Raw genomic sequence first — 22,182 nt, forward strand, 5'->3', positions numbered from 1 at the left:
TCCCGGATAGTACTCTCAGGTATTCGGAGTTTGGTTGGGTTTGGTAAGACGGTAAGTCCCCCTAGCCCATCCAGTGCTCTACCCCCTGAGGTATTCATCCGAGGCGATACCTAAATATCTTTCGCGGAGAACCAGCTATTTCCCAGTTTGATTGGCCTTTCACCCCTAACCACAAGTCATCGGAGCCTTTTTCAACAGGCACCCGTTCGGTCCTCCAGTGAGTGTTACCTCACCTTCAACCTGCTCATGGCTAGATCACTAGGTTTCGGGTCTAATACAACGAACTTGACGCCCTATTCAGACTCGCTTTCGCTACGCCTTCGCCTATCGGCTTAAGCTTGCTCGTTAAATTAAGTCGCTGGCCCATAATACAAAAGGTACGATGTCACCCAGAACGTATCTTGGGCTCCATCTGTTTGTAGGTGTCCGGTTTCAGGTCTATTTCACTCCCCTCGTCGGGGTGCTTTTCACCTTTCCCTCACGGTACTGGTTCACTATCGGTCGCTGAGGAGTACTTAGGCTTGGAGGGTGGTCCCCCCGCGTTCAGACAGGATTTCACGTGTCCCGCCTTACTCGTGGATACATCATCGCATTACTCGTACGGGGCTATCACCCTCTGAGGCCCAGCTTTCCTGACTGGTTCCGATTGTCTTTGATGTATCACTGGCCTGGTCCGCGTTCGCTCGCCACTACTAACGGAGTCTCTGTTGATGTCCTTTCCTCCAGGTACTTAGATGTTTCAGTTCCCTGGGTTTGCTTGAAACCTCCTATGTATTCAGAAGTCTCATACCTTCTCTTGATAACCGGAAATCCAAAACCTCGCGGTCATGGTCCCGATCATTTCTGGTCGAACACCAAGACACAAGGTCTTGGAGTTCCGGCTATCGAAGGTGGGTTTCCCCATTCGGAAATCCATGGATCAAAGCTTCTTCGCAGCTCCCCACGGCTTATCGCAGCGTAGCACGTCCTTCATCGCCTCTCAGCGCCAAGGCATCCACCGAACACCCTTAAGGCACTTGATTGCTCTCATTATCAATGTCCACACACTCGGCAGAATGTTGTCTGCAGAATTACCTTGCGGCACGCGCCCTCGATGAACGCTATCTGCAGCCGGACAATGATTAGAAAGACCAGCTTGCTTCGTAAGATCGTTCCGATAGCGAGGCGGTCAAGCTTCGCTAAAAGGATCATTTACAACTCGCTTGTCTCTCCAAAGCAGCCTTGTGAGCTACCCTTGAAAGACGCACGAGCGCCGAAATGATCCGGAGATAATGAAGTCTCGCGTAGCAATTGCTTGCTGCACGATCCAACTCGGATCGATCTCCTCTTTACGATGTCAGAAATCACGCAACTTGCTGTCTATCCAGACTAGCAAGATGCGAAGTGATGTTTCGCGGACGATTTAGGTGCACGATCAGTCGATGATCAAACCATCTGGTGGAGCCAGACGGGATCGAACCGACGACCTCATGCTTGCAAAGCACGCGCTCTCCCAGCTGAGCTATGGCCCCGTAACCAGAAGACGAATGCTCACTCGATGAAAGTGGTGGGCCTGGGAAGACTTGAACTTCCGACCTCACGCTTATCAAGCGCGCGCTCTAACCAACTGAGCTACAAGCCCCTAACGCATATCCAGTCAAGGACCAGGGATCCTGCAAGCTTGCAGCCCCAGCGCGTGTTCGTCCGCGAAGAAAGAGAAACGAAGACGGCGAAATCCCGCCAATGCAGCTCAACAATCCTGACGATTGTTGGCCACTGATGTTTCTAAAACGATCCGATAGTGAGCCGAAGCTCGCTGAAGGATCATCCTTAGAAAGGAGGTGATCCAGCCGCAGGTTCCCCTACGGCTACCTTGTTACGACTTCACCCCAGTCGCTGACCCTACCGTGGCCGGCTGCCTCCCTTGCGGGTTAGCGCACCGTCTTCAGGTAAAACCAACTCCCATGGTGTGACGGGCGGTGTGTACAAGGCCCGGGAACGTATTCACCGTGGCGTGCTGATCCACGATTACTAGCGATTCCAACTTCATGGGCTCGAGTTGCAGAGCCCAATCCGAACTGAGACGGCTTTTTGAGATTTGCGAAGGGTCGCCCCTTAGCATCCCATTGTCACCGCCATTGTAGCACGTGTGTAGCCCAGCCCGTAAGGGCCATGAGGACTTGACGTCATCCCCACCTTCCTCGCGGCTTATCACCGGCAGTCTCCTTAGAGTGCTCAACTAAATGGTAGCAACTAAGGACGGGGGTTGCGCTCGTTGCGGGACTTAACCCAACATCTCACGACACGAGCTGACGACAGCCATGCAGCACCTGTGTTCCAGGCTCCGAAGAGAAGGTCACATCTCTGCGACCGGTCCTGGACATGTCAAGGGCTGGTAAGGTTCTGCGCGTTGCGTCGAATTAAACCACATGCTCCACCGCTTGTGCGGGCCCCCGTCAATTCCTTTGAGTTTTAATCTTGCGACCGTACTCCCCAGGCGGAATGCTTAAAGCGTTAGCTGCGCCACTAGTGAGTAAACCCACTAACGGCTGGCATTCATCGTTTACGGCGTGGACTACCAGGGTATCTAATCCTGTTTGCTCCCCACGCTTTCGTGCCTCAGCGTCAGTATCGGGCCAGTGAGCCGCCTTCGCCACTGGTGTTCTTGCGAATATCTACGAATTTCACCTCTACACTCGCAGTTCCACTCACCTCTCCCGAACTCAAGATCTTCAGTATCAAAGGCAGTTCTGGAGTTGAGCTCCAGGATTTCACCCCTGACTTAAAGACCCGCCTACGCACCCTTTACGCCCAGTGATTCCGAGCAACGCTAGCCCCCTTCGTATTACCGCGGCTGCTGGCACGAAGTTAGCCGGGGCTTATTCTTGCGGTACCGTCATTATCTTCCCGCACAAAAGAGCTTTACAACCCTAGGGCCTTCATCACTCACGCGGCATGGCTGGATCAGGGTTGCCCCCATTGTCCAATATTCCCCACTGCTGCCTCCCGTAGGAGTTTGGGCCGTGTCTCAGTCCCAATGTGGCTGATCATCCTCTCAGACCAGCTACTGATCGTCGCCTTGGTGAGCCATTACCTCACCAACTAGCTAATCAGACGCGGGCCGATCTTTCGGCGATAAATCTTTCCCCGTAAGGGCTTATCCGGTATTAGCACAAGTTTCCCTGTGTTGTTCCGAACCAAAAGGTACGTTCCCACGCGTTACTCACCCGTCTGCCGCTGACGTATTGCTACGCCCGCTCGACTTGCATGTGTTAAGCCTGCCGCCAGCGTTCGCTCTGAGCCAGGATCAAACTCTCAAGTTGGACTTGAACTTTGAACCGGCTGATCACAACGTTTGACGAGGTCCCACCATTATCGACCGAAGTCGATGTGCTGCCTGCGATTCACATCGCGGGCAACGATGGTGTTTCCTTTGAAACGTGTACCGCCAAAGTCTTTCGTCCGGCCCCGATCAAAAAAGCCGAAGCTTTTCAGATGCGAGACCCGCAAGGACTCCGCCGTCCACGTTTCTCTTTCTTCATCTTCACTTGTCAAACAGCCCGAGACCGTGGAGGTCTCAACCTTCCTGAGAGGAAGGGTTCCGACACCCTTACCGACGATGGATGAACTCCAATCGACTTACGTCGACTGTTGTGTCACTCAACAAGGTGAGGAGCATCAGTGGCGCGTTCGCTCGCCTTGGTCAGTGACCCGGCGGCGCCGCGCTCAGTGGTCGGGTTATAGGCCCCCGCACTCGGGATTGTCAACGCCCATTGTCAACAAATCGTCGCACGGTGGATTGTCGCGAAAAACAACGTGTTTCCAGATGGTTAGGAGAGCCGCAGATGCGTCGACCCGGTCAGGCCGGTGAAAAAACTTGAAAAAAGTTTGGGCCCCAGGGGGCTCCGGAGCCGACCTGGGAGGGGTTGTGGATGGGGACTGGGAAGCGACCTGGCAAGCCACCTGGGAAGCCACGCGGGGGAACGGCTTGGCGACTGGATTGGCGCGCGGGTCGGCGACTTGGGCAGAGTACCTGGGGAGGACTTGAGGCGCCTTACCGTGTACCTTCGCGGTGGGAAGCGGCGTGCAGCTCCCTCTCGGGAGGCCCCCGCCCTCCGGCCGTTCAGGAAACTTTTTCGATGACAGGCGCCGTACTTGAGCCACAATCCCGCGGCGTTCTGATAAGAGACAAGCTTGAATCGCAGGGATGCCAGTGGGGGCTGCCGGCGGTTTTCATGGGGTCAGAGGAAGGCGATCTTGCAGATGACGCGGCCTTCCTCCGACATTCGAGAGACATCGAGAGAGCTTCACCCGTCCAGCTGTTCGTAATTTCGGCCGGCCCCATCCGAGGGGCCTTCTGAGCGCGGACGCCTGCGTGGCTTGCCTTTTCCGGCGATCCCCCTTCAAGAGGGCGACCAGGACAAGGTTCGAAAGCGGGTATCTTGGGTCGTTGATTGGGGGACTTGCGTTGAACCACAGGACTTCACGCGGCGCTTACGGGCGTGAGACCGGGATCATCGATCTCGGCCACGAGCCGCCGCTGTCCGTCGATGGTTCTGAAGCCGCCGTAATCGACCGCCGCCGCGTCTCGGTGCAATGGTTCAGCGGGACAATCTTGACCGGACTCTGCGGCGCAGCCCTGATCGGCGGCGCCGTTTTCGCATCGCTCGACGGCGAGATGACCTTCGCCAAGGTGCCCGAGCGGGTCGAGGGCGCGCTGCGCGGTGCATTCGGTGCCGCCGATCGCGCCGCCACCCTGCACAAGAGCGACCGCCTGCCGCCGCCGAGCGAATCCACCGCGTCCCGCAACATCATGCGCGTCTCCACGGTGGCCCGCGTCGGCAACCGCGACGTGATGCGGGTGCGCCCCTTCGTCCGGATCGCCGGCAATCTGTCGATGACGACGAGCGACCTGTCGGCGAAGATCCCGCCGTTCAACGCCCAGCGCCTGCTCACCGACGTCGGCTCCGATCCGAAGACCGCATCCGACGATCCCAACAATCCCGAAGCGGTCGAGCCCGACGCCGAAGTGTCCTTTGTCACCAAGGACCTGTCGCCGGTGCTGCCGAAAGCCAAGATTTCCGCGGTGGTGGCGCTCGACGATATCCTGATGCGGGTGCGCGATGCCGCCAACTGGCGCGGCAATGGCGGAGTGCGCTACGCCTCGCTCGCCAATGCCGCCGCCGATGTCTCCGGCGCGACCGGCCCGTCCGACATCCGAAGCGCCTACGCCGCCGAGGCCTCGCCCTCCGATCCCTATGCCGGCTTCGAGACGCGCGTGGTGCCGGAAAACGTCACGCTACTGCCCAAGACCAAGGAGCAGATCACCGGCGGCAATCCCAACGGCGAACGCGTCCATCTGGTCAAGAAAGGCGACAGCGTTGCCTCGGTGCTGCGCGATCTCGGCGCGAACGCCGACGAGATCAAGGCGATCACCGCAACGCTCGGCCCCCGCGGCCGCGACGGCGGCCTCAAGGACGGCGAGAAGCTCCGCATCCTGATGGCGCCGGCGAGTCCTGGCGCCCGCCTCCAGCCCTATCGCGTCGTCGTCGCCAACGAGACCATGGTCGAGGCGATCGCGGCGCTGTCCGATCTCGGCAAATACGTCGCGGTCGACGTCTCCAGCATGAACACCGTCGCCGATGCCGCGGCCAGCGCCAGCAGCGACGACGACGATGATGACGACGGCTCCGGCGTGCGGCTCTACCAGAGCATCTACGAGACCGCGATGCGCAACAAAGTGCCGATGCCGGTCATCGACGACATGATCAAGATCTACTCCTACGACGTCGATTTCCAGCGCAAGGTGCAGCCGGGCGATTCCTTCGACGTGTTCTACGCCGGCGAGGACGAGGGCGTGACGTCCACGGAGAAGAACGACGTGCTGTTCGCCTCCCTCACGGTCGGCGGCGAGACCAAGAAATACTACCGTTACCAGAGCCCCGACGACGGCGTCGTCGACTACTATGACGAGACCGGCAAGAGCGCGAAGAAATTCCTGGTCAGAAAGCCCGTCAACAACGCCATCATGCGCTCCGGCTTCGGCGGCCGCCGCCACCCGATCCTGGGCTATGTGAAGATGCACACCGGCGTCGACTGGGCCACCGCCTACGGCACGCCGATTTTCGCCTCCGGCAACGGCATGATCGAGAAGGCCGGCCCCGAAGGCGGCTACGGCAAATATATCCGCATCAAGCACAACAACGGCTACGAGACGGCCTATGGCCACATGTCGGCTTTCGCCAAGGGCATGGAGATCGGCAAGAAGGTGCGGCAGGGCCAAGTGATCGGCTTCGTCGGCTCATCCGGCCTGTCGACCGGTCCGCACGTCCATTACGAGATCCTGGTCAACGGCCGCTTCGTCGATCCGATGCGCGTGAAGCTGCCGCGCGGCCGTTCGCTCGACGGCCCGATGCTCGCAGGCTTCGAGAAGGAGCGCGACCGGCTCGACGGCATGATGAGCGGCCGCGGCGGCGCCATCGCCCGCATGTCGGATGCGACCGGCGGCCCGTTGCAGGTCAGCAACCGCTAATTGCAACCGGCCGACATCGGCCGGACATCTCCAGCCACGATCCGAATTCGACGTTCTCGCGCGAGACCCCGCTTGGCGGCGTCTCAACGTCAAGTTTCGTTTGCCAAAGCGGCACCAGGGGCGAATACTTTCCAAAAAACGGGAGGTCTCGCCATGAAGAACAGGCTCGCCTGCGCAGCCGTTGCCGCTGCCCTTTTCGCCACCACGAGCGCATCGGCCGAGACTTGGGAGCTCACCAAGCTGGTCCAGGGCTCGGCATTCCATGGCGTGCATGGGCTCGGCATCGACAAGGCCGGCCATCTGTTCGCCGGCAGCGTCGCCGGCGCCGCTCTCTACGAGGTCGACATATCAGGCGGTACCGCCAAGGTTGCAATCCCCTCGCCGATCGGAATGGCCGACGACATCGCGTTTGCGCCCGACGGCACCATGGCCTGGACCGGATTCCTGACCGGCGATCTCTATGCGCGCAAGGGCGATGGCCCGATCAAGAAGCTCGCCAGCGGCCTTCCCGGCATCAACTCGCTCGCCTTCCGCAAGGACGGCAGGCTCTACGCCACCACCGTCTTCCTCGGCGACACGCTCTATGAGATCGACGTCGAGGGCGTGAAGCCGCCGCGCCAGATCATGGAGAAGATGGGCGGCCTCAACGGCTTCGAGTTCGGTCCCGATGACAAGCTCTATGGTCCGCTCTGGTTCAAGGGTCAGGTCGCAAAAGTCGACGTCGACAAGGCCGAGCTGACGGTCGTCGCCGACGGCTTCAAGGTCCCGGCCGCGGTGAACTTCGATTCCAAGGGCAATCTCTTCGTGGTCGACACCGCGCTCGGCCAGCTCGTCCGGGTCGATCCCAAATCGGGCGCCAAGACCATGGTCGCGCAATTGAAGCCGTCGCTGGACAATCTCGCCATCGACGACAAGGATCGCATCTACGTCTCCAACATGGCCGACAACGGCATCCAGGAGGTCGATCCCGCGACCGGCCAGGCCAAGCAGATCATCATCGGCAAGCTCGCCTTGCCCGGTGGCATCGGCGTCACCTCGGAGAACGGCAAGGATACGATCCACCTCGCCGACGTTTTCGCCTATCGCACGGTGGACGGCGCAACCGGCGAGGTCACCGAAAAGGCGCGCATGCACGCCGCAGGCACCACGCTGGAATATCCGATGAGCGCGACGGCGCGAGGCAACGACGTGGTGCTGTCGAGCTGGTTCACCGGCACGGTGCAGGTGATCGACGCCAGGACCGGCGCGACGCGCGACATGCTGCACGGCTTCAAGGCGCCGCACGATGCGATCGTGCTCGCCGACGGCGGCATTTTGGTCGCCGAACTCGGCACCAAGTCGCTGGTCAAGATGAGCGGTGAGCACGGCAAGGATCGCACCACGCTGATCGGCGACCTCGAGGGCCCGGTCGGGCTCGTCCGTGGCAAGAGCGACGAGGTCTACGTCACCGAGGCCTTTGCGGGCACCGTGTCCCGGGTCGACAGCAACGGCGAAAAGACCGTGCTCGCCAAGGAGCTGAAAATGCCCGAAGGCATCGCGCGCGGCAACGACGGCACGCTGATCGTCGCGGAAGTCGGCGCCAAACGGCTGATCGCGATCGCGCCGGAGAGCGGCAAGATCACCGAGATCGCCGCCAATCTCCCGATCGGCCTCGCGGGCGCACCCGGCGGCCTGCCGACCAACATTCCGACAGGCGTGGCGGTCGGGGCGACGGGCGTGATCTACTTCTCGTCCGACATCGAGAACGCGATTTACAAGGTAACGAAGAAATAGATCCCGGCGCGTTCCAGTCGGCTGCTGGACTTGGCGAGCCGTGGATCATTCCTTTGGTCCACGCTGCGGGGCCATTCTGAATCAATGCAGGATCGCGCTCTGCACGCAGAACGCGACTCCACGAGCGCTCCTGCGCAGTCAGGATGCCGCGGCGATTTGTTGTCCGCCAACGAAGCCCAATAGCGGCGGCTCGACCGCCATCCAGATCACGATCAGATCGGCAAGTCGCTATCTTCCACGCGAGCTACGCAACCGCGTACGTACCATCGGCAGCAAGTGTGACCTCAATTGAATCATTGCCAGCCTCAATTGCGGTCTTTGCCGCAGCCTTTGCCGCGGCGGCCGACTCTGCTTTAGGTACTGGTCCGTCATCATCAAATTCCGTAGCGCCAGTATATGTACCATTGTTATTCAGAGTTAGAGATATTCTCATCGCTTCTTGGTTGATGTTGAACTCTACGAAGCTAATCGCATCGTGCCTGCTGGTTATGATCTCAGACATTACGCTCTCCAGTACTGCTGTTTCGCCGACCGGCTAAAGTTTAAGGCAGACGATAACCTGGCGCCGAACCGATCCCAGGCCGGAGCTCGTGAGGATGCTTCGCACATTTGTGAACCCTTTCGGCAAGCACGCGTTCGCTGCTTTGAGATTGGTGCGATTGATTGCTGAATTGCCTCCGCCTGGCCTTAGAAATGCGTCCAGAATTCTCGTCGATGAGTCCGGGCTATAAACTCCGCTTATTACAACTTCTTTCTGCAAGGCGGCTTGATCCGCCGCCTCTCCCGATTTTCCGAGAGCTTCAATCAATCCTGCGGTGAGCGTGCCGGCCCGATAATAGTCTTCGAGATCGTGAAGGGCTGCCGAGAGCGGATAGGCTGCTGACGGTGCATCGCGCAAAGGGATAATGCGCTTGGCAATCTCGTCCCGCTTGGCTCGCATATGTCCTTGAGCGATCTGGATCGTCTTCGCGATGACAATTTCGCTGTCGTAGAATCCGCGAGCGGCGCTTACCCCGGACGCTGCACCTGCGAGAATTTGCGCGGAGCGAAGTGGAGTCGTTAGGGAACTCGCAATCGTAAGGGACTGTGCGACTACCGACGTGCCAAAGCCGAACTTCTGCCGCTCATTCGTCAATGCCGTTTCATATTCGGAATACTCCAGATCGATGATGTACATCCGTCGCGCAATAACTTCATTGCGATAGAACACCCGATCGCCTTCGGCCGTCGGACTATTCGAATCTACGGAATAATAACGTTCGACCATTCCCTGGATGCGACGCTTGCCATCAGGGCCTGTATCGCCATCCAGCCATGCGCGCGCGAGGGATACTTCCTCTGCCGGGCTGTATAGCCTATCGGGCCCGCTATCCCAGGTTTTGCACCCTGTCAAAACAGCGCCAGCCAGCATCAGGATGCTGAACGCTAAACGTCGACGCAACGCCCCCACGCCACGCATGCTACGCCCCCTTAACCCCTCGTTAGGGATTGTGGCGATGATGTGTCGGGTTGTTCAAGAGGATTCGCACAGCCACAGCGTTAAAGCGCTTTACGTGTCGCATTTGCACAACACTTCCTTTGCGTGCAGTGCGTCAAAATTGTAGATGGCGTGCATATGCCGGTGGGAGTGCACCGCGAAGACGCTCGCCCCGGCAAAACGGCGCTCCGCTCCACCATCAGCGAACGAACCACCCGCAAAAAAATCGCCCCGGAGAGGCTGACCTCTCCGGGGCGGCTTGTCGTTTCAGGCTTTGATCGCCCGCGTTCAGTTCAGCTTCCGCTTCGCCACCGGCGCCTCGAACTGGGCGATCTCGGCGGTCTGTGGCGCCTTGCCGTTGAAGGTCAGGACGTTGCCTTCGGACGAGATCGCGACAGTATCGCCGTCCCTGATGTCACCGGCCAGGATCATCTCGGCGAGCGGGTCCTGGACGTGACGCTGGATCACGCGCTTGAGCGGCCTTGCGCCGTAGGCGGGGTCCCAGCCCTTGGCGGCGAGCCAGTCGCGGCCGGCGGCGTCGAGCGTCAGCACGATCTTGCGATCGGTCAGCAGCCTCTGCAGCCGCGCGAACTGGATCTCGACGATCCGGCCCATCTCGCTCCGCTGCAAGCGGTGGAACAGGATGATCTCGTCGACGCGGTTGAGGAATTCGGGGCGGAAATGCCCGCGCACCATCGCCATCACCTGCTCGCGCACGGCCGAGGTGTCCTCGCCCTCCGGCTGGTTCACCAGGAATTCCGAACCGAGGTTCGAGGTCATGATGATCAGCGTGTTGCGGAAGTCGACGGTGCGGCCCTGGCCGTCGGTCAGGCGGCCGTCGTCGAGCACCTGCAACAGGACGTTGAAGACGTCGGGATGCGCCTTCTCGATCTCGTCGAACAGCACCACCTGGTAGGGCCGGCGCCGCACCGCTTCGGTAAGCGCGCCGCCCTCGTCATAGCCGACATAGCCCGGAGGCGCGCCGATCAGACGCGAGACCGAGTGCTTCTCCATGTACTCGGACATGTCGAGGCGGACCATCGCGGTCTCGTCGTTGAACAGGTACTCGGCCAAGGCCTTGGTCAGCTCGGTCTTGCCGACGCCGGTGGGGCCTAAGAACATGAACGAGCCCGTGGGGCGGTTCGGGTCCTGCAGGCCCGCGCGCGAGCGACGCACGGCGGTTGCGACCGCGCGCACGGCCTCGGCCTGGCCGACGACGCGGGTGCCGAGCTGCTCCTCCATCTTCAGGAGCTTCTCCTTCTCGCCCTCCAGCATCTTGTCGACGGGCACGCCGGTCCAGCGCGAGACCACCTGCGCGATGTGGTTGGCGGTGACCGCCTCCTCCATCATCTCGCCGGAGCCCTCACGCGCCTCGATATCCGCAAGCTGCTTCTCGAGCTGCGGGATCCGGCCATAGGCCAGCTCGCCGGCCTTCTGGAATTCGCCGCGACGCTGGGCGTCGGCGAGATCGACGCGCAGGGCGTCCAGCTCCGACTTCAGCTTCTGGGCGTTGGAGAGCTTGTTCTTCTCCGCGCTCCAGCGCGCCGTCAGCGCCGCGGACTTCTCCTCGAGCTCGGCGAGCTCTTTCTGGAGCGTCTCGAGACGGGACTTGGAGCCGGGATCGCTTTCCTTCTTGAGAGCTTCCTGCTCGATCTTGAGCCGGATGATCTCGCGGTCGAGCGAATCCAGCTCTTCCGGCTTGGAATCGACCTGCATCTTCAGCCGCGCAGCCGCCTCGTCCATGAGGTCGATCGCCTTGTCGGGCAGGAAGCGGTCGGTGATGTAGCGGTTGGACAGCGTCGTCGCGGCAACAAGCGCGGAATCCGTGATTCGCACGCCGTGGTGCTGCTCGTACTTGTCCTTGAGGCCGCGCAGGATCGAGATGGTGTCCTCGACCGAAGGCTCGCTGACGAAGATCGGCTGGAAGCGCCGCGCCAGCGCGGCGTCCTTCTCGACGTGCTTCTGGTACTCATCGAGCGTGGTCGCGCCGATGCAGTGCAGCTCGCCGCGGGCGAGCGCGGGCTTGAGCAAATTGGAGGCGTCCATCGCGCCGTCGCCCTTGCCGGCGCCGATCAGGGTGTGCATCTCGTCGATGAAGAGGACGAAATTTCCCTCGCTCGCGGTCACCTCCTGGAGTACGGCCTTCAGCCGCTCCTCGAACTCACCGCGGTATTTTGCACCCGCGATCAGCGCGCCGAGGTCGAGCGAGAGCAGCTTCTTGTCCTTCAGGCTCTCCGGCACATCGCCGTTGACGATGCGCAGCGCCAACCCTTCCGCGATGGCGGTCTTGCCGACTCCGGGCTCGCCGATCAGGACGGGATTGTTCTTGGTCCGGCGCGAAAGCACCTGGATGGTGCGGCGGATCTCCTCGTCGCGGCCGATGACCGGATCGAGCTTGCCGTCGCGCGCGGCCTGGGTCAGGTCGCGGGCATATTTCTTCAGCGCGTCATACGCGTTCTCGGCAGTGGCCGAATCGGCCGTGCGGCCCTTGCGCAGGGCCTCGATCGCCGCATTGAGGTTTTGCGGGGTGACGCCGCCCTTGGCGAGGATGGTGCCGGCCTCGCTGGTCTTTTCCAGCGTTAGGCCGAGCAACAGCCGCTCGACGGTGACGAAGCTGTCGCCAGCCTTCTCGCCGGCCTTTTCGGCGGCATCAAAAGTGCGGGCGAGCTCGGGCGCCAGATAGATCTGGCCGGCGCCGCCGCCACTGACCTTCGGCACCTTGCCGAGGGCATCCTCGGTCGCCTTCAGGATTGCACGGGAATTGCCGCCGGCGCGGTCGATCAGGCCGGAAGCCAGGCCCTCATTGTCGTCCAGGAGGACCTTGAGCACGTGCAGGGTGGAAAACTGCTGGTGCCCCTCGCGCATCGCAAGCGACTGCGCTGACTGGACGAAGCCCCTGGAGCGTTCGGTGTATTTGTCGATATTCATCTTTTCTGTCCCTCGGCCTGCCCCTGGAGCCCTCTAAGGCACTCCAAACGGCATCTTCATTGGGTTTCCGATTACCGCATTGACGTTTCTCAACCGGTAACGGTCGTGTTTTGCCGACGTTGCCGCCGGCGTGAGGCAGATGTGGGAAGCAGGCTGCAGATGCGAAAGAGGCCAATTCACAATTTCGTGCGCTGATCCGCCGGCTTGGCGGGGCCGGGTCGAATCCCTTAAGTAGCGGCATGACAGCTAGCCAGACCGCCGAGATCACCGGCCTTTACCGCTACCCGATCAAGGGCCTGACACCGGAGCTCCTGCACCGCGCCCCCTTGCGGACGGGCCAGACCCTGCCCGCCGACCGCCGCTACGCCATCGAGAACGGTCCGAGCGGCTTCGATCCCGAACGGCCCGAGTGGAGGCCGAAAATCCAGTTTCTGATGCTCGCACGCAATGAGCGGCTTGCCGAGCTCGACAGCCGGTTCGACGACGCCACCAATGTCTTGACCATCCGCAAGGACGGCCAGACCGTCGCCAGCGGCGACCTCGAGACCGCCGCCGGGCGCGCCGCTATCGAGAGGTACTTCGCGGAGAACTTTCAGCCGGAGCTAAAGGGCCCGCCGAGGCTGCTGTCCGGCCGCGACCACAGCTTCTCCGACGTGGCCCGCAAGGTCGTCTCCATCATCAGTCTCGGCAGCGTCCGCGCCATCGAGACCATGCTGGGCGGCACTGCCGTGAATCCCCTGCGTTTCCGCGCTAATCTTTATGTAAAGGGCTGGCCGGCCTGGTCCGAGCTCGATCTCGTCGGCCAGACGCTGGCGATCGGCGCGGCGCGGCTGAAGGTGGTCAAGCGTATCGTCCGCTGTCCGGCCACCAATGTCGACCCGGTGACGGCCAAGCGCGATCTCGAGATCCCGCCGACGCTCTCGCGCAATCTCGGGCACATGGACTGCGGCATCTATGCCGAGGTGATCGAAGGTGGCGAGATCGGCGTCGGCGATGCGATCGCGTTGGAAGAGCCGAAGCTGGTGTGAGCTTCGTACGGTGGGTTAGCCGAAGGCGTAACCCACCACTGTCTGTCACCGCAGAAACAGACGAGGTGGGTTACGCCAGCGGACCGCACTTCGCGCGACCGCTAGCTAACCCACCCTACGCACCTCACCTCAGTTCGGCATCACATAGGCATAGATCCGCCCGCGCGAGACCGGCGCTTCGCGGACGCGGTTGCCGTTGTTGCCGGAGATCATGATCGGATTGCCCTGCGCGTCGATGCCCGTGATGATGCCGACATGACCGCCGCGGCGGCCGCGCGACATCACCGCGATGGCGCCGACCTGCGGACCGGAGACACGGGTGCCGTAACGCGCGAACGAGCTCGCCATGTCGGAGCCCGAGCCCTTATGGCCGGTGTGCTCCAGCACCATGTTCATGAAACGCGCGCACCACAGGCTGCCGCGCCCGGTCGGATTGCCGCCGACATAGCGGCGCGCCTCGGATACGAGGTTCGATCCGCCGCCGAAGCCGCCGCTATTGGCCATTGCGGTATTAGCCATGGTGTTGTGGACCATGCCGCCGCTATTGGCGTTCGGATCATAGCTCGCCTGGGTGTCGGCGAATCCGCTCGCCCGCAACTGCGCCGCGCTGCGCTCGAAGCGCGAGCTGCGTGCATGGTGGCGGTAGTGATGATGTCTGGCGTGGTGCACGTGTGCGTGCCGCTCTGCGCTATGACGATGATGCGGCCGCGCTGAGGCCGGAGAAACGAACGCGGCCACCGCCGCGAAGAAGATCGCCAGCGCGACAACACAACGCGACAGGCGAGACGCAAACAACTCAAACATTCTTCATCCTTCGTTGACACCCCACTTCCCAATCGGCCCGTGCAACGGCCGACATCGGTCTGGCCGTTAAGCCGCCCGATGTGGCGAGAAAAAGACGCGGGCTGCCTGCGAATGGCTGCGATGATTTTGTGCCGATACTGGCTCGAGGCCGCCGCATTGCCGACAACAGCATTAACTGCGATCTTGCAAAGGCGGCTTTAAGAGAGGGAAACGGTTAATGCCCCACGCCACGACCAGGGACGACGTCCGCATCTATTTCGAAGAAGCGGGTCAGGGAACGCCGATCATTTTTCTGCACGAGTTCGCGGCCGACCACACCAATTGGGAGCCGCAGATGCGCTACTTCTCGCGCGGCCATCGCTGCATCACCTATTCGGCCCGCGGCTACACGCCGTCGGACGTGCCTGAAGGCGAGGTTTACAGCTACACGCATTTCTACAGCGATGCGCTCGCGGTGCTCGATCATCTCAGGATTGAGCGCGCGCATCTGGTCGGCCTGTCGATGGGCGCCTACTCCTCGCTCCAGATCGGGCTCAACGCGCCGCAGCGCGCGTTGTCGATGACGCTGGCCGGCGTCGGCTCCGGCTCGGAGATCGAGAACCTGGAGGCCTGGCGCAAGCAGTGCCGCGCCAATGCCGAGCAGTTCGAGACGCTGGGCTCCGCGGAGGTCGCGAAAGTGACGCGCGAGGCGCCTAGCCGGATTCCCTTCCTGGTGAAGGATCCCCGCGGCCACGCCGATTTCTACGCCGCGCTGGCGCGCCACGACGCCAAGGGTTCGGCGCGCACGATGCGCGGCTTCCAGGGCCGCCGCCCCTCGATTTACACGATGACGGATGCGATCAAGCGCGCATCGACGCCGGCGCTGATCATCTGCGGCGACGAGGACGATCTATGCGTCGGACCGAGCCTGTTCCTGAAGAAGCATCTGCCTGCGGCGGGGCTGGCGATGTTTCCGAAGTCGGGCCACGTGCTCAATCTCGAAGAGCCCGCGCTGTTCAACGAGACGGTGGCGCGGTTCGTGACGCTGGTGGAGGCGGGAAGATGGCCGGTGCGCGACACGCGGTCCCTGGCTCCGCACTAGCTGTCATTCCGGGATGCGCCGGCGGCGCAGGCCCGGAATCCATTGCGCTGCAGGCGCTGTTGCTCGATGGATTCCGGGTTCGCGCTACGCGCGCCCCGGAATGACGCCTACGGCGTCACTTCCCCCCGCCGCGGCTGAGCAAGAACACCGCCTGCTCGCCGAACATGTTCCAGACCCACCAGGGCAGATTCAGCGGCACCGGGCGGCCGTAGAGATCGAGCGCGACCGAGCGCTCCATCTTGACGTTGATCTCGTCGCAGAGCTGCACGAAATCCTTGATGGTGCAGAAATGGATGTTGGCGGTGTCGTACCAGGTCGCCGGCAAATTCTCGGTGCGCGGCATGTGGCCGCCGACCAGGAGCTGGAGCCGCATCTTCCAGAAACCGAAATTCGGGAACGAGACGATGGCGCGGCGGCCGATGCGCAGCAGATTCTCCAGGACCACCCGCGGCTGCCGCGTCGCCTGCAGCGTCTGCGACAGGATCACATAGTCGAAGGCGTCATCCGGATAATTGACGAGGTCGGTGTCGGCATCGCCCTGCACCACCGCAAGGCCCTTGGCGACGCAGCGATTGACGCCCTCGCGCGACAGCTCGATGCCGCGGCCGTCAATGCCGCGGGTCTCCATCAGCTGAAGCAGGTCGCCCTCGCCGCATCCGACGTCGAGCACTTTCGAGCCCGGCTTGACCATCTCGGCGACCAGCAGATGATCGGCGCGAAACTGGCCGGACGATCCGGTCGCGACGCCGTTCAACGGCAGCACTTCCTGTACAGACATGACTAGCCGTCCCTGGTGAGCCCGCGCGCCTTGCCCGCCGATTGCAGGAAGGCGCGGGAGATGTCGAAGAATTCGGGCACGTCGAGCAGGAAGGCGTCGTGGCCGCGATCGGTCTCGATCTCGGCGAACGACACCCGCGCGCTCGACGCATTCAGCGCGTGCACCAGCGCGCGCGATTCCGAGGTCGGAAACAGCCAGTCGCTGGTGAAGGAGACCACGCAGAAGCGGGTCGCAATTCCCGCGAACGCCTTTGCGAGCACGCCGCCATGGTCGGCGGCGATGTCGAAATAATCCATCGCGCGCGTCAGATAGAGATAGGAATTGGCGTCGAAACGCTCGACGAAGGACGAGCCCTGGTAGCGCAGATAGGATTCGACCTGGAAGTCGGCGTCGAACGAGAAGGTCGGCAGCTCGCGGTCCTGCATGCGCCGGCCGAATTTTCGATGCAGCGCCGCGTCCGAGAGATAGGTGATGTGCGCCGCCATCCGCGCCACCGCGAGCCCGCGATGCGGATGGATGCCGTGATCGGCATAGCCGCCGCCGTGCCAGTCGGGATCGGCCATCACGGCCTGGCGGCCGAGCTCATGGAAGGCGATGTTCTGCGCCGAGTGCCGCGTCGCGCAGGCAATCGCCAGCGCGGAGAACACGCGGGAAGGATAGGCGGCGGTCCATTGCAGCACCTGCATGCCGCCCATCGAGCCGCCGACGACCGCAAACAGCGTGTCGACGCCGAGCCGGTCGACCAGCATCGCCTGCGCACGCACCATGTCGGGAATGGTGATGACCGGGAAATCCAGGCCCCAAACCTTGCCGGTAGCAGGATTGATCGACGCCGGCCCGGTCGAGCCCATGCAGCCGCCGATCACGTTGGAGCAGATGATGAAGTAGTGCTTGGGATCAATCGGACGTCCAGGGCCGACCAGCGTCTCCCACCAACCGGGCTTGCCAGTGACGGGATGCACATTGGCGACATGCTGATCGCCGGTCAGCGCATGGCAGATCAGCACCGCGTTGGAGCGATCGGCGTTGAGCTCGCCATAGGTCTGGTAGGCGATCTGGAACGGGGTGAGATCGATGCCGCAGTCGAGCCGCAGCGGCTGCTCGGCGCCGAAATGCGCGATCTGCGAGCTTGGATGATCCACCTCGTGCGACCGCTCGTCGGCGCTGATCGCAGGACTCGGTATCGACTTGACGCTACCCATCTGACCATCGACCTCGTTTGCGATCAAACGCGTGATCGCCACTTGCATCAGGCCATGAAAAACCCGGCCTGAACGATAGGTTCGGCCGGGATCGGAAGCGTCCCCGGCCTGTTTAGCGAGTTTTTTAACGTGGCTGCAAGCCGGCCGGCTCAAATGACCACGGAACGGGCAAAAGCTACCGTCTTGGGCGGTTTTCGTCAAGTCGCGGCCCGGATCGGCCCAATTCGTCTCTCTCGCGTCATCCGAAAAGGACGTGATTTCTCTTTGCTTTCGCCGTCCCGACTGCCTAATCAGGACATCCCCCATCGAAACCATCGACAGCCAGACATGTCCCAACGTCCGCCCGCGCCACCATCGCTCCAGGAACTGCGCAAGGAGATCGACGCGATCGACGAGGGCATGCATCGCCTGCTGATGCAGCGCGGCGACATCATCGACCGCCTGATCCAGGTGAAGCAGACCCAGGAGGTCGGCTCGGCGTTCCGCCCCGCGCGCGAGGCCGCCATGATGCGCGAGATCGTGCAGCGCCATCGCGGCATCCTGCCGCTCGACACGGTCGAGAGCATCTGGCGCGTCATCATCTCGACGTTCACCTATGTGCAGGCGCCGTTCTCGGTGCATGCCGACATCTCGGCGAGCGAGCCGGCGATGCGCGATTCCGCGCGCTTCCATTTCGGCTTCACCGTGCCTTACGTCGCGCATTTCAGCGCGCAGGCCGCGGTCGAGGCGGTAGCGAAATCCAAGGGCGATCTGGCGCTGGTGTCGGCGACGTCGAGCCGCACGCCATGGTGGCTCTTGCTCGAAACGGAAGGCGCGCCGAAGATTATCGCGCGGATGCCCTTCGTCGAGCGCGACGATCATCCGGCGGCACTGCCGGTGTTCGCGATTTCGCGCGTCGCCGACAGCGCCCTGGTGACGGAGGTCGAGACCTTCAGCGTCCGCGTCTCCGGCTGGAACGCCGAGGTCGCGCGCGCCCTGTCGCCGCTCGCCGAGATCGTGGCGGTGCCTGATACCGCCTTCGACGGCGCGGCGCTGCTGGTCTCGGTCACGAGCGCGACCAGCATCGACAAAATCAGGGCTGCCCTGATCGAGGCGGGGGCCTCGGTGCGCTCCACGGCCCTCGTCGGCAGCCACGCAACGCGCTATACGGTGCCCCCGACCGGGGCGAAATCGTAAACCACGCGCCGCGCCCCGCCATTTTCGGAGTTCAAGATGTCCCGCCCCGTGCCGAATCCCGGCATTCTCGATATTGCGCCCTACACGCCCGGCAAGAGCCCGGTGGCGGAGCCGGGCCGCAAGGTATTCAAGCTGTCGGCCAACGAGACGCCGTTCGGGCCCTCGCCCAAGGCGATCGAGGCGTTCAAGCGCGTGGCGGATCATTTGGAAGACTATCCGGAAGGAACCTCGCGCGTGCTGCGCGAGGCGATCGGCCGCTCCTTCGGGCTCGACCCCAACCGCATCATCTGCGGCGCCGGCTCGGACGAGATCCTCAATCTGCTGGCGCACACCTATCTCAGCCACGGTGACGAGGCGATCTCGACCACGCACGGCTTCCTGGTCTACCCGATCGCGACCATGGCGGTCGGTGCCAAGAATGTCGTCGCGCAGGAGACCAACCTCACCTGCGACGTCGACGCCATCCTCAAGGCGGTGACGCCGCGCACCAAGCTGGTTTGGCTCGCCAACCCGAACAATCCGACCGGCACCTATGTGCCGTTCGACGAGGTCAAGCGCCTGCGCTCCGGCCTGCCCTCGCACGTGCTGCTGGTGCTCGATGCCGCCTATTGCGACTACGTCTCGCGCAACGACTACGAGATGGGAATCGAGCTGGTCGCCACCACCGAGAATACGGTGGTGACGCACACCTTCTCCAAGATCCACGGCCTCGCCGCGCTGCGCATCGGCTGGATGTTCGGCCCCGAGCACATCATCGACGCGGTCAACCGCATCCGCGGCCCGTTCAACGTGTCGACGCCGGCAATGTATGCCGCGGTCGCCGCGATCGAGGACACCGCGCACCAGGCGATGTCGAAGCAGTTCACCGAGACCTGGCGCAACTGGCTGACCGAGGAGATCGGCAAGCTCGGACTGAAGGTGACGCCGAGCGTCGCCAATTTCGTGCTGATCCACTTCCCGACCGACAAGGGCAAGACCGCTGACGATGCCGACGCCTTCCTGACCAAGCGGGGCCTCGTGCTGCGCGGCTTAAAGAATTACGGCCTGCCGCATTCGCTGCGTATGACCATCGGCACCGAGGAGGCGAACCGCCTCGTCCTCGACGGCCTGCGCGATTTCATGGCCGGCAAATGAACAGCGCACCGCACTTCCAGCGCATCGCGCTGATCGGTTTCGGCCTGATCGGCGGCTCGATCGCGCGCGCTGCGAAGCTCCAGGGCCTGGCGGGCGAGATCGTCACCACCGCGCGCTCGGAGAAGACCCGCGCGCGGGTGATGGAGCTCGGTATCGTCGACCAGGTCGTGGCGACCAATGCGGAAGCGGTGAAGGATGCCGATCTGGTCATCCTCTGCATTCCCGTCGGCGCCTGCGGCGAGGTCGCGCAGGAGATCGCCGCGCATCTGAAGCCCGGCGCAATCATCTCCGACGTCGGCTCGGTCAAGGGCGCCATCGTCAGGGACATGGCGCCGCATCTGCCGAAGACCATTCATTTCGTGCCGGCGCATCCCGTGGCGGGCACCGAGCATTCAGGGCCGGATTCAGGTTTCGCCGAGCTCTTCATCAACCGCTGGTGCATTCTCACCCCGCCGGAAGGCGTCGATGCGGCCGCGACCGATCGCCTGCGCGCCTTCTGGGCGGCGATGGGCGCCAAGGTCGAGGTCATGACGCCGGATCATCACGATCTCGTGCTCGCGATCACCAGCCATCTGCCGCATCTGATCGCCTACACCATCGTCGGCACCGCCGACGAACTGGCGCAGGTGACGGAGTCCGAGGTGATCAAGTTCTCGGCTGGCGGTTTCCGCGATTTCACCCGCATCGCCGCGTCCGATCCGACGATGTGGCGCGACGTCTTCCTCGCCAACAAGGAAGCCGTGCTGGAAATGCTCGGCACCTTCACCGAGGATCTCGCCAAACTCACCCGCGCGATCCGCCGCGGCGACGGCGAGGCGCTGTTCGACCATTTCACCCGCACCCGCGCCATCCGCCGCGGCATCGTCGAGATCGGCCAGGATTCGGCGGCCGCGGATTTCGGCCGGCAGCATGGGGCGCTGAAGAAGCCCTGAGTTCGTAGCCCGGATGGAGCGCAAGCGTAATCCGAGATTCTTGATCGCGGCTGGCACCGTCCCGGATTGCGCTTCGCTCCATCCGGGCTACGGCAGCTACGCCACCTAATACAGCGGCGGGATCTGGCCGACCTTGACCGGGCCGAGCAGCACGGCGCCGTCGACGAACTTCAGCGGGAAGCTCCTCGCCTTCTTGCCTTCCAGCGTGCTCTCGGTGCCGATCGAATTGATGCCGGCGGCAACGCCGGCATTGGCGTTCTGCTTGATGACCTTGCCGAGGCCGGGAACGGCGCGATCGAGCGCGCCGAACAGATTGTTGAGGTCCTGCGACTTCATGCCGGGCGCGACGCGATCGAGCGTGGCCTGCGGCACGCCCTCCTCCAGCATCTTCTCGATGCCGAGCGCCGGGATCACGCGCTCGAGGCCCGTCACCGTCATCTGCAATTCGCCGTCGAGCCGGCCGTTGGCCGAGAGGGCGAGCGTGCCGGCCGCAACCGCGATCATCTCACCCTGCTGGATCCGCGACTGCACGATCTCGATATGACCGCCGGCGGCCTGGATCTCGCGGAAGCGCTGCGGCCAGGGTTTTGGCGTCAGGTCGGACAGGCCCGTGATCTTGGCGCGTGTGTCCGCCTCGAACGGCTCGGCGAGCAAGGGATGAACGCCCTGGATGCTGCCCTGCGCGACATGGAGCACGGTCTCGATCACAGGGTGTTCGGCCGGCGATCCGTCCGCGAGGCGTCCGTGCAGCTCGACCTGCTTGGCGCGCGCGAGCGGCACCTGCATGCTGCCGTCGAGACGATTGATGTTGGGATCGTCGAACACGATGGAGGCACGGTCCGGCACGGAGGGCAGGCCGACCACGCTGCTGCGGCCCTTGCTCCAGTTCACCACGAAGGTGTTTTGCGTGACGCCGTCGGTCAGTGTCGCCGGCGCGGAGAATTCGGCGATGACGAGCTTGGGATCGTACACCTGCGCAACGACCAGGATGTTGTCGAGCTTGGCCGTGAACGGCGTCTTGCTGGCATTCTGCGAGACCAGGGCCACGCTGGCGCCGGAGCACTGGACCTCGAAGCGGAACGGGAAGCCGGCGATCGAGCGCTTGGCGCAATCATAGATGCGGCCGGATTTAGCCTCCTGCGCCCGCCAGGCGTCTGCGGCCACTTCGGCCTGCGAGGCCGCGTAGAACCAGAAGCAGCTCCAGGCAACGGCGAGGATCAGGACGAGGACGGGGGCGATGAAAAGGCCCCAACGGGAGCGGCGGTGGCCTGCGGCAACGGTCATATTGGACATGCGGCGACCCTTTGGTCCCAGATTTTGGCAAATGTAAGCGAGGCCAGCCCCCGACGAAAGGCGGA

General features: G+C 62.7%; 15 protein-coding genes, 2 tRNA genes, 2 rRNA genes and 1 riboswitch (1 of these 20 running past the window's edge). Of the genes, 8 read left to right on the forward strand and 11 right to left on the reverse strand.

The annotated features are described in order from the left end of the window. The 4 genes from RAD04_RS18255 to RAD04_RS18270 form a co-directional block, all read right to left on the reverse strand. Positions 1-1,022: ribosomal RNA gene (locus tag RAD04_RS18255) — 23S ribosomal RNA — on the reverse strand (it extends 1,824 nt beyond the left edge of the window). A gap of 413 nt (positions 1,023-1,435) precedes the next feature. Beyond that, positions 1,436-1,511 (reverse strand) — tRNA-Ala (locus RAD04_RS18260). Positions 1,512-1,544: 33 nt separating this feature from the next. Then, positions 1,545-1,621, reverse strand: a tRNA-Ile gene (locus RAD04_RS18265). Positions 1,622-1,813: 192 nt separating this feature from the next. Next, positions 1,814-3,302, reverse strand: a 16S ribosomal RNA gene (locus RAD04_RS18270). The 16S and 23S rRNA genes sit together here with 2 tRNA genes alongside, the layout of an rRNA operon. A gap of 10 nt (positions 3,303-3,312) precedes the next feature. Here RAD04_RS18270 and RAD04_RS18275 point away from each other — a divergent pair. From RAD04_RS18275 to RAD04_RS18285, 3 genes are all read left to right on the forward strand, one after another. After that, entirely contained in the window at positions 3,313-3,606 is a 294-nt protein-coding gene (locus RAD04_RS18275) for a hypothetical protein (RefSeq protein WP_461624862.1), read from the forward strand. A gap of 841 nt (positions 3,607-4,447) precedes the next feature. Then, a complete protein-coding gene (locus RAD04_RS18280) occupies positions 4,448-6,511 on the forward strand; it encodes a M23 family metallopeptidase (protein WP_461624863.1) in 2,064 nt (687 codons plus the stop codon). 153 nt (positions 6,512-6,664) lie between these two features. After that, positions 6,665-8,284, forward strand: coding sequence for a hypothetical protein (locus RAD04_RS18285; RefSeq protein ID WP_461624864.1), 1,620 nt, complete (start codon positions 6,665-6,667; stop codon positions 8,282-8,284). Between the two features lie 244 nt (positions 8,285-8,528). Here RAD04_RS18285 and RAD04_RS18290 read toward each other — a convergent pair whose 3' ends face one another. The 3 genes from RAD04_RS18290 to clpB form a co-directional block, all read right to left on the reverse strand. Beyond that, positions 8,529-8,786: a hypothetical protein gene (locus RAD04_RS18290; protein WP_461624865.1), complete on the reverse strand. Its 258-nt coding sequence runs from the start codon at positions 8,784-8,786 to the stop codon at positions 8,529-8,531. A gap of 33 nt (positions 8,787-8,819) precedes the next feature. Continuing rightward, positions 8,820-9,743: a hypothetical protein gene (locus tag RAD04_RS18295; protein ID WP_461624866.1), complete on the reverse strand. Its 924-nt coding sequence runs from the start codon at positions 9,741-9,743 to the stop codon at positions 8,820-8,822. Positions 9,744-10,049: 306 nt separating this feature from the next. After that, positions 10,050-12,689, reverse strand: a complete 2,640-nt coding sequence (gene clpB / locus RAD04_RS18300; protein WP_461624867.1) for an ATP-dependent chaperone ClpB — start codon at positions 12,687-12,689, stop codon at positions 10,050-10,052. A 239-nt stretch (positions 12,690-12,928) separates the two neighbouring features. Between clpB and RAD04_RS18305 the strand changes: the two genes are divergently transcribed. After that, positions 12,929-13,717 carry an MOSC domain-containing protein gene (locus RAD04_RS18305; protein WP_461624868.1) on the forward strand — a complete coding sequence of 263 codons (789 nt, stop codon included), beginning with the start codon at positions 12,929-12,931 and terminating at the stop codon, positions 13,715-13,717. A 129-nt stretch (positions 13,718-13,846) separates the two neighbouring features. Here RAD04_RS18305 and RAD04_RS18310 read toward each other — a convergent pair whose 3' ends face one another. After that, positions 13,847-14,521: an NlpC/P60 family protein gene (locus tag RAD04_RS18310; RefSeq protein WP_461624869.1), complete on the reverse strand. Its 675-nt coding sequence runs from the start codon at positions 14,519-14,521 to the stop codon at positions 13,847-13,849. A 217-nt stretch (positions 14,522-14,738) separates the two neighbouring features. Here RAD04_RS18310 and RAD04_RS18315 point away from each other — a divergent pair, with 217 nt between their 5' ends. After that, positions 14,739-15,602 carry an alpha/beta fold hydrolase gene (locus RAD04_RS18315; protein WP_461624870.1) on the forward strand — a complete coding sequence of 288 codons (864 nt, stop codon included), beginning with the start codon at positions 14,739-14,741 and terminating at the stop codon, positions 15,600-15,602. 115 nt (positions 15,603-15,717) lie between these two features. Here the strand turns inward: RAD04_RS18315 and metW are convergent, their stop codons facing one another. After that, positions 15,718-16,380: a methionine biosynthesis protein MetW gene (gene metW, locus RAD04_RS18320; protein WP_461624871.1), complete on the reverse strand. Its 663-nt coding sequence runs from the start codon at positions 16,378-16,380 to the stop codon at positions 15,718-15,720. 2 nt (positions 16,381-16,382) lie between these two features. Next, the gene (metX, locus tag RAD04_RS18325) at positions 16,383-17,582 is read right to left on the reverse strand and encodes a homoserine O-acetyltransferase MetX (protein ID WP_461624872.1); all 1,200 of its coding nucleotides are present in this window, start codon (positions 17,580-17,582) and stop codon (positions 16,383-16,385) included. Between the two features lie 91 nt (positions 17,583-17,673). Continuing rightward, positions 17,674-17,753: riboswitch (SAM riboswitch) on the reverse strand. A gap of 156 nt (positions 17,754-17,909) precedes the next feature. On the opposite strand from metX, the gene RAD04_RS18330 reads away from it, so the two are divergent. Genes RAD04_RS18330 through RAD04_RS18340 form a run of 3 tightly spaced genes read left to right on the forward strand, consistent with a single transcriptional unit; the run spans position 17,910 to position 20,824 of the window. Continuing rightward, positions 17,910-18,758, forward strand: coding sequence for a chorismate mutase (locus RAD04_RS18330; protein WP_091960290.1), 849 nt, complete (start codon positions 17,910-17,912; stop codon positions 18,756-18,758). Between the two features lie 36 nt (positions 18,759-18,794). After that, complete coding sequence (gene hisC / locus RAD04_RS18335) at positions 18,795-19,892, forward strand: histidinol-phosphate transaminase (protein WP_461624873.1); 1,098 nt, start codon at positions 18,795-18,797, stop codon at positions 19,890-19,892. Continuing rightward, complete coding sequence (locus tag RAD04_RS18340; RefSeq protein ID WP_461624874.1) at positions 19,889-20,824, forward strand: prephenate/arogenate dehydrogenase family protein; 936 nt, start codon at positions 19,889-19,891, stop codon at positions 20,822-20,824. The genes hisC and RAD04_RS18340 overlap by 4 nt, the downstream gene beginning before the upstream one ends. 105 nt (positions 20,825-20,929) lie before the next feature. On the opposite strand, the gene RAD04_RS18345 is transcribed toward RAD04_RS18340, so the two are convergent. Further along, on the reverse strand, positions 20,930-22,117 hold the full coding sequence (locus RAD04_RS18345) for a DUF2125 domain-containing protein (protein WP_461624875.1): 1,188 nt from the start codon (positions 22,115-22,117) through the stop codon (positions 20,930-20,932). Positions 22,118-22,182 lie beyond the last annotated feature (65 nt).

It is taken from the genome of Bradyrhizobium sp. 25ACV, assembly GCF_054863005.1.

Excerpts from the sequence above, each read along its gene's own strand:
- RAD04_RS18285 (WP_461624864.1), top strand. The coding sequence starts at position 6,665 with ATGAAGAACAGGCTCGCCTGCGCAGCCGTTGCCGCTGCCCTTTTCGCC.
- RAD04_RS18290 (WP_461624865.1), bottom strand. The coding sequence starts at position 8,786 with ATGTCTGAGATCATAACCAGCAGGCACGATGCGATTAGCTTCGTAGAG.
- RAD04_RS18295 (WP_461624866.1), bottom strand. The coding sequence starts at position 9,743 with ATGCGTGGCGTGGGGGCGTTGCGTCGACGTTTAGCGTTCAGCATCCTG.
- clpB (WP_461624867.1), bottom strand. The coding sequence starts at position 12,689 with ATGAATATCGACAAATACACCGAACGCTCCAGGGGCTTCGTCCAGTCA.
- RAD04_RS18305 (WP_461624868.1), top strand. The coding sequence starts at position 12,929 with ATGACAGCTAGCCAGACCGCCGAGATCACCGGCCTTTACCGCTACCCG.
- RAD04_RS18310 (WP_461624869.1), bottom strand. The coding sequence starts at position 14,521 with ATGTTTGAGTTGTTTGCGTCTCGCCTGTCGCGTTGTGTTGTCGCGCTG.
- RAD04_RS18315 (WP_461624870.1), top strand. The coding sequence starts at position 14,739 with ATGCCCCACGCCACGACCAGGGACGACGTCCGCATCTATTTCGAAGAA.
- metW (WP_461624871.1), bottom strand. The coding sequence starts at position 16,380 with ATGTCTGTACAGGAAGTGCTGCCGTTGAACGGCGTCGCGACCGGATCG.
- metX (WP_461624872.1), bottom strand. The coding sequence starts at position 17,582 with ATGGGTAGCGTCAAGTCGATACCGAGTCCTGCGATCAGCGCCGACGAG.
- RAD04_RS18330 (WP_091960290.1), top strand. The coding sequence starts at position 17,910 with ATGTCCCAACGTCCGCCCGCGCCACCATCGCTCCAGGAACTGCGCAAG.
- hisC (WP_461624873.1), top strand. The coding sequence starts at position 18,795 with ATGTCCCGCCCCGTGCCGAATCCCGGCATTCTCGATATTGCGCCCTAC.
- RAD04_RS18340 (WP_461624874.1), top strand. The coding sequence starts at position 19,889 with ATGAACAGCGCACCGCACTTCCAGCGCATCGCGCTGATCGGTTTCGGC.
- RAD04_RS18345 (WP_461624875.1), bottom strand. The coding sequence starts at position 22,117 with ATGTCCAATATGACCGTTGCCGCAGGCCACCGCCGCTCCCGTTGGGGC.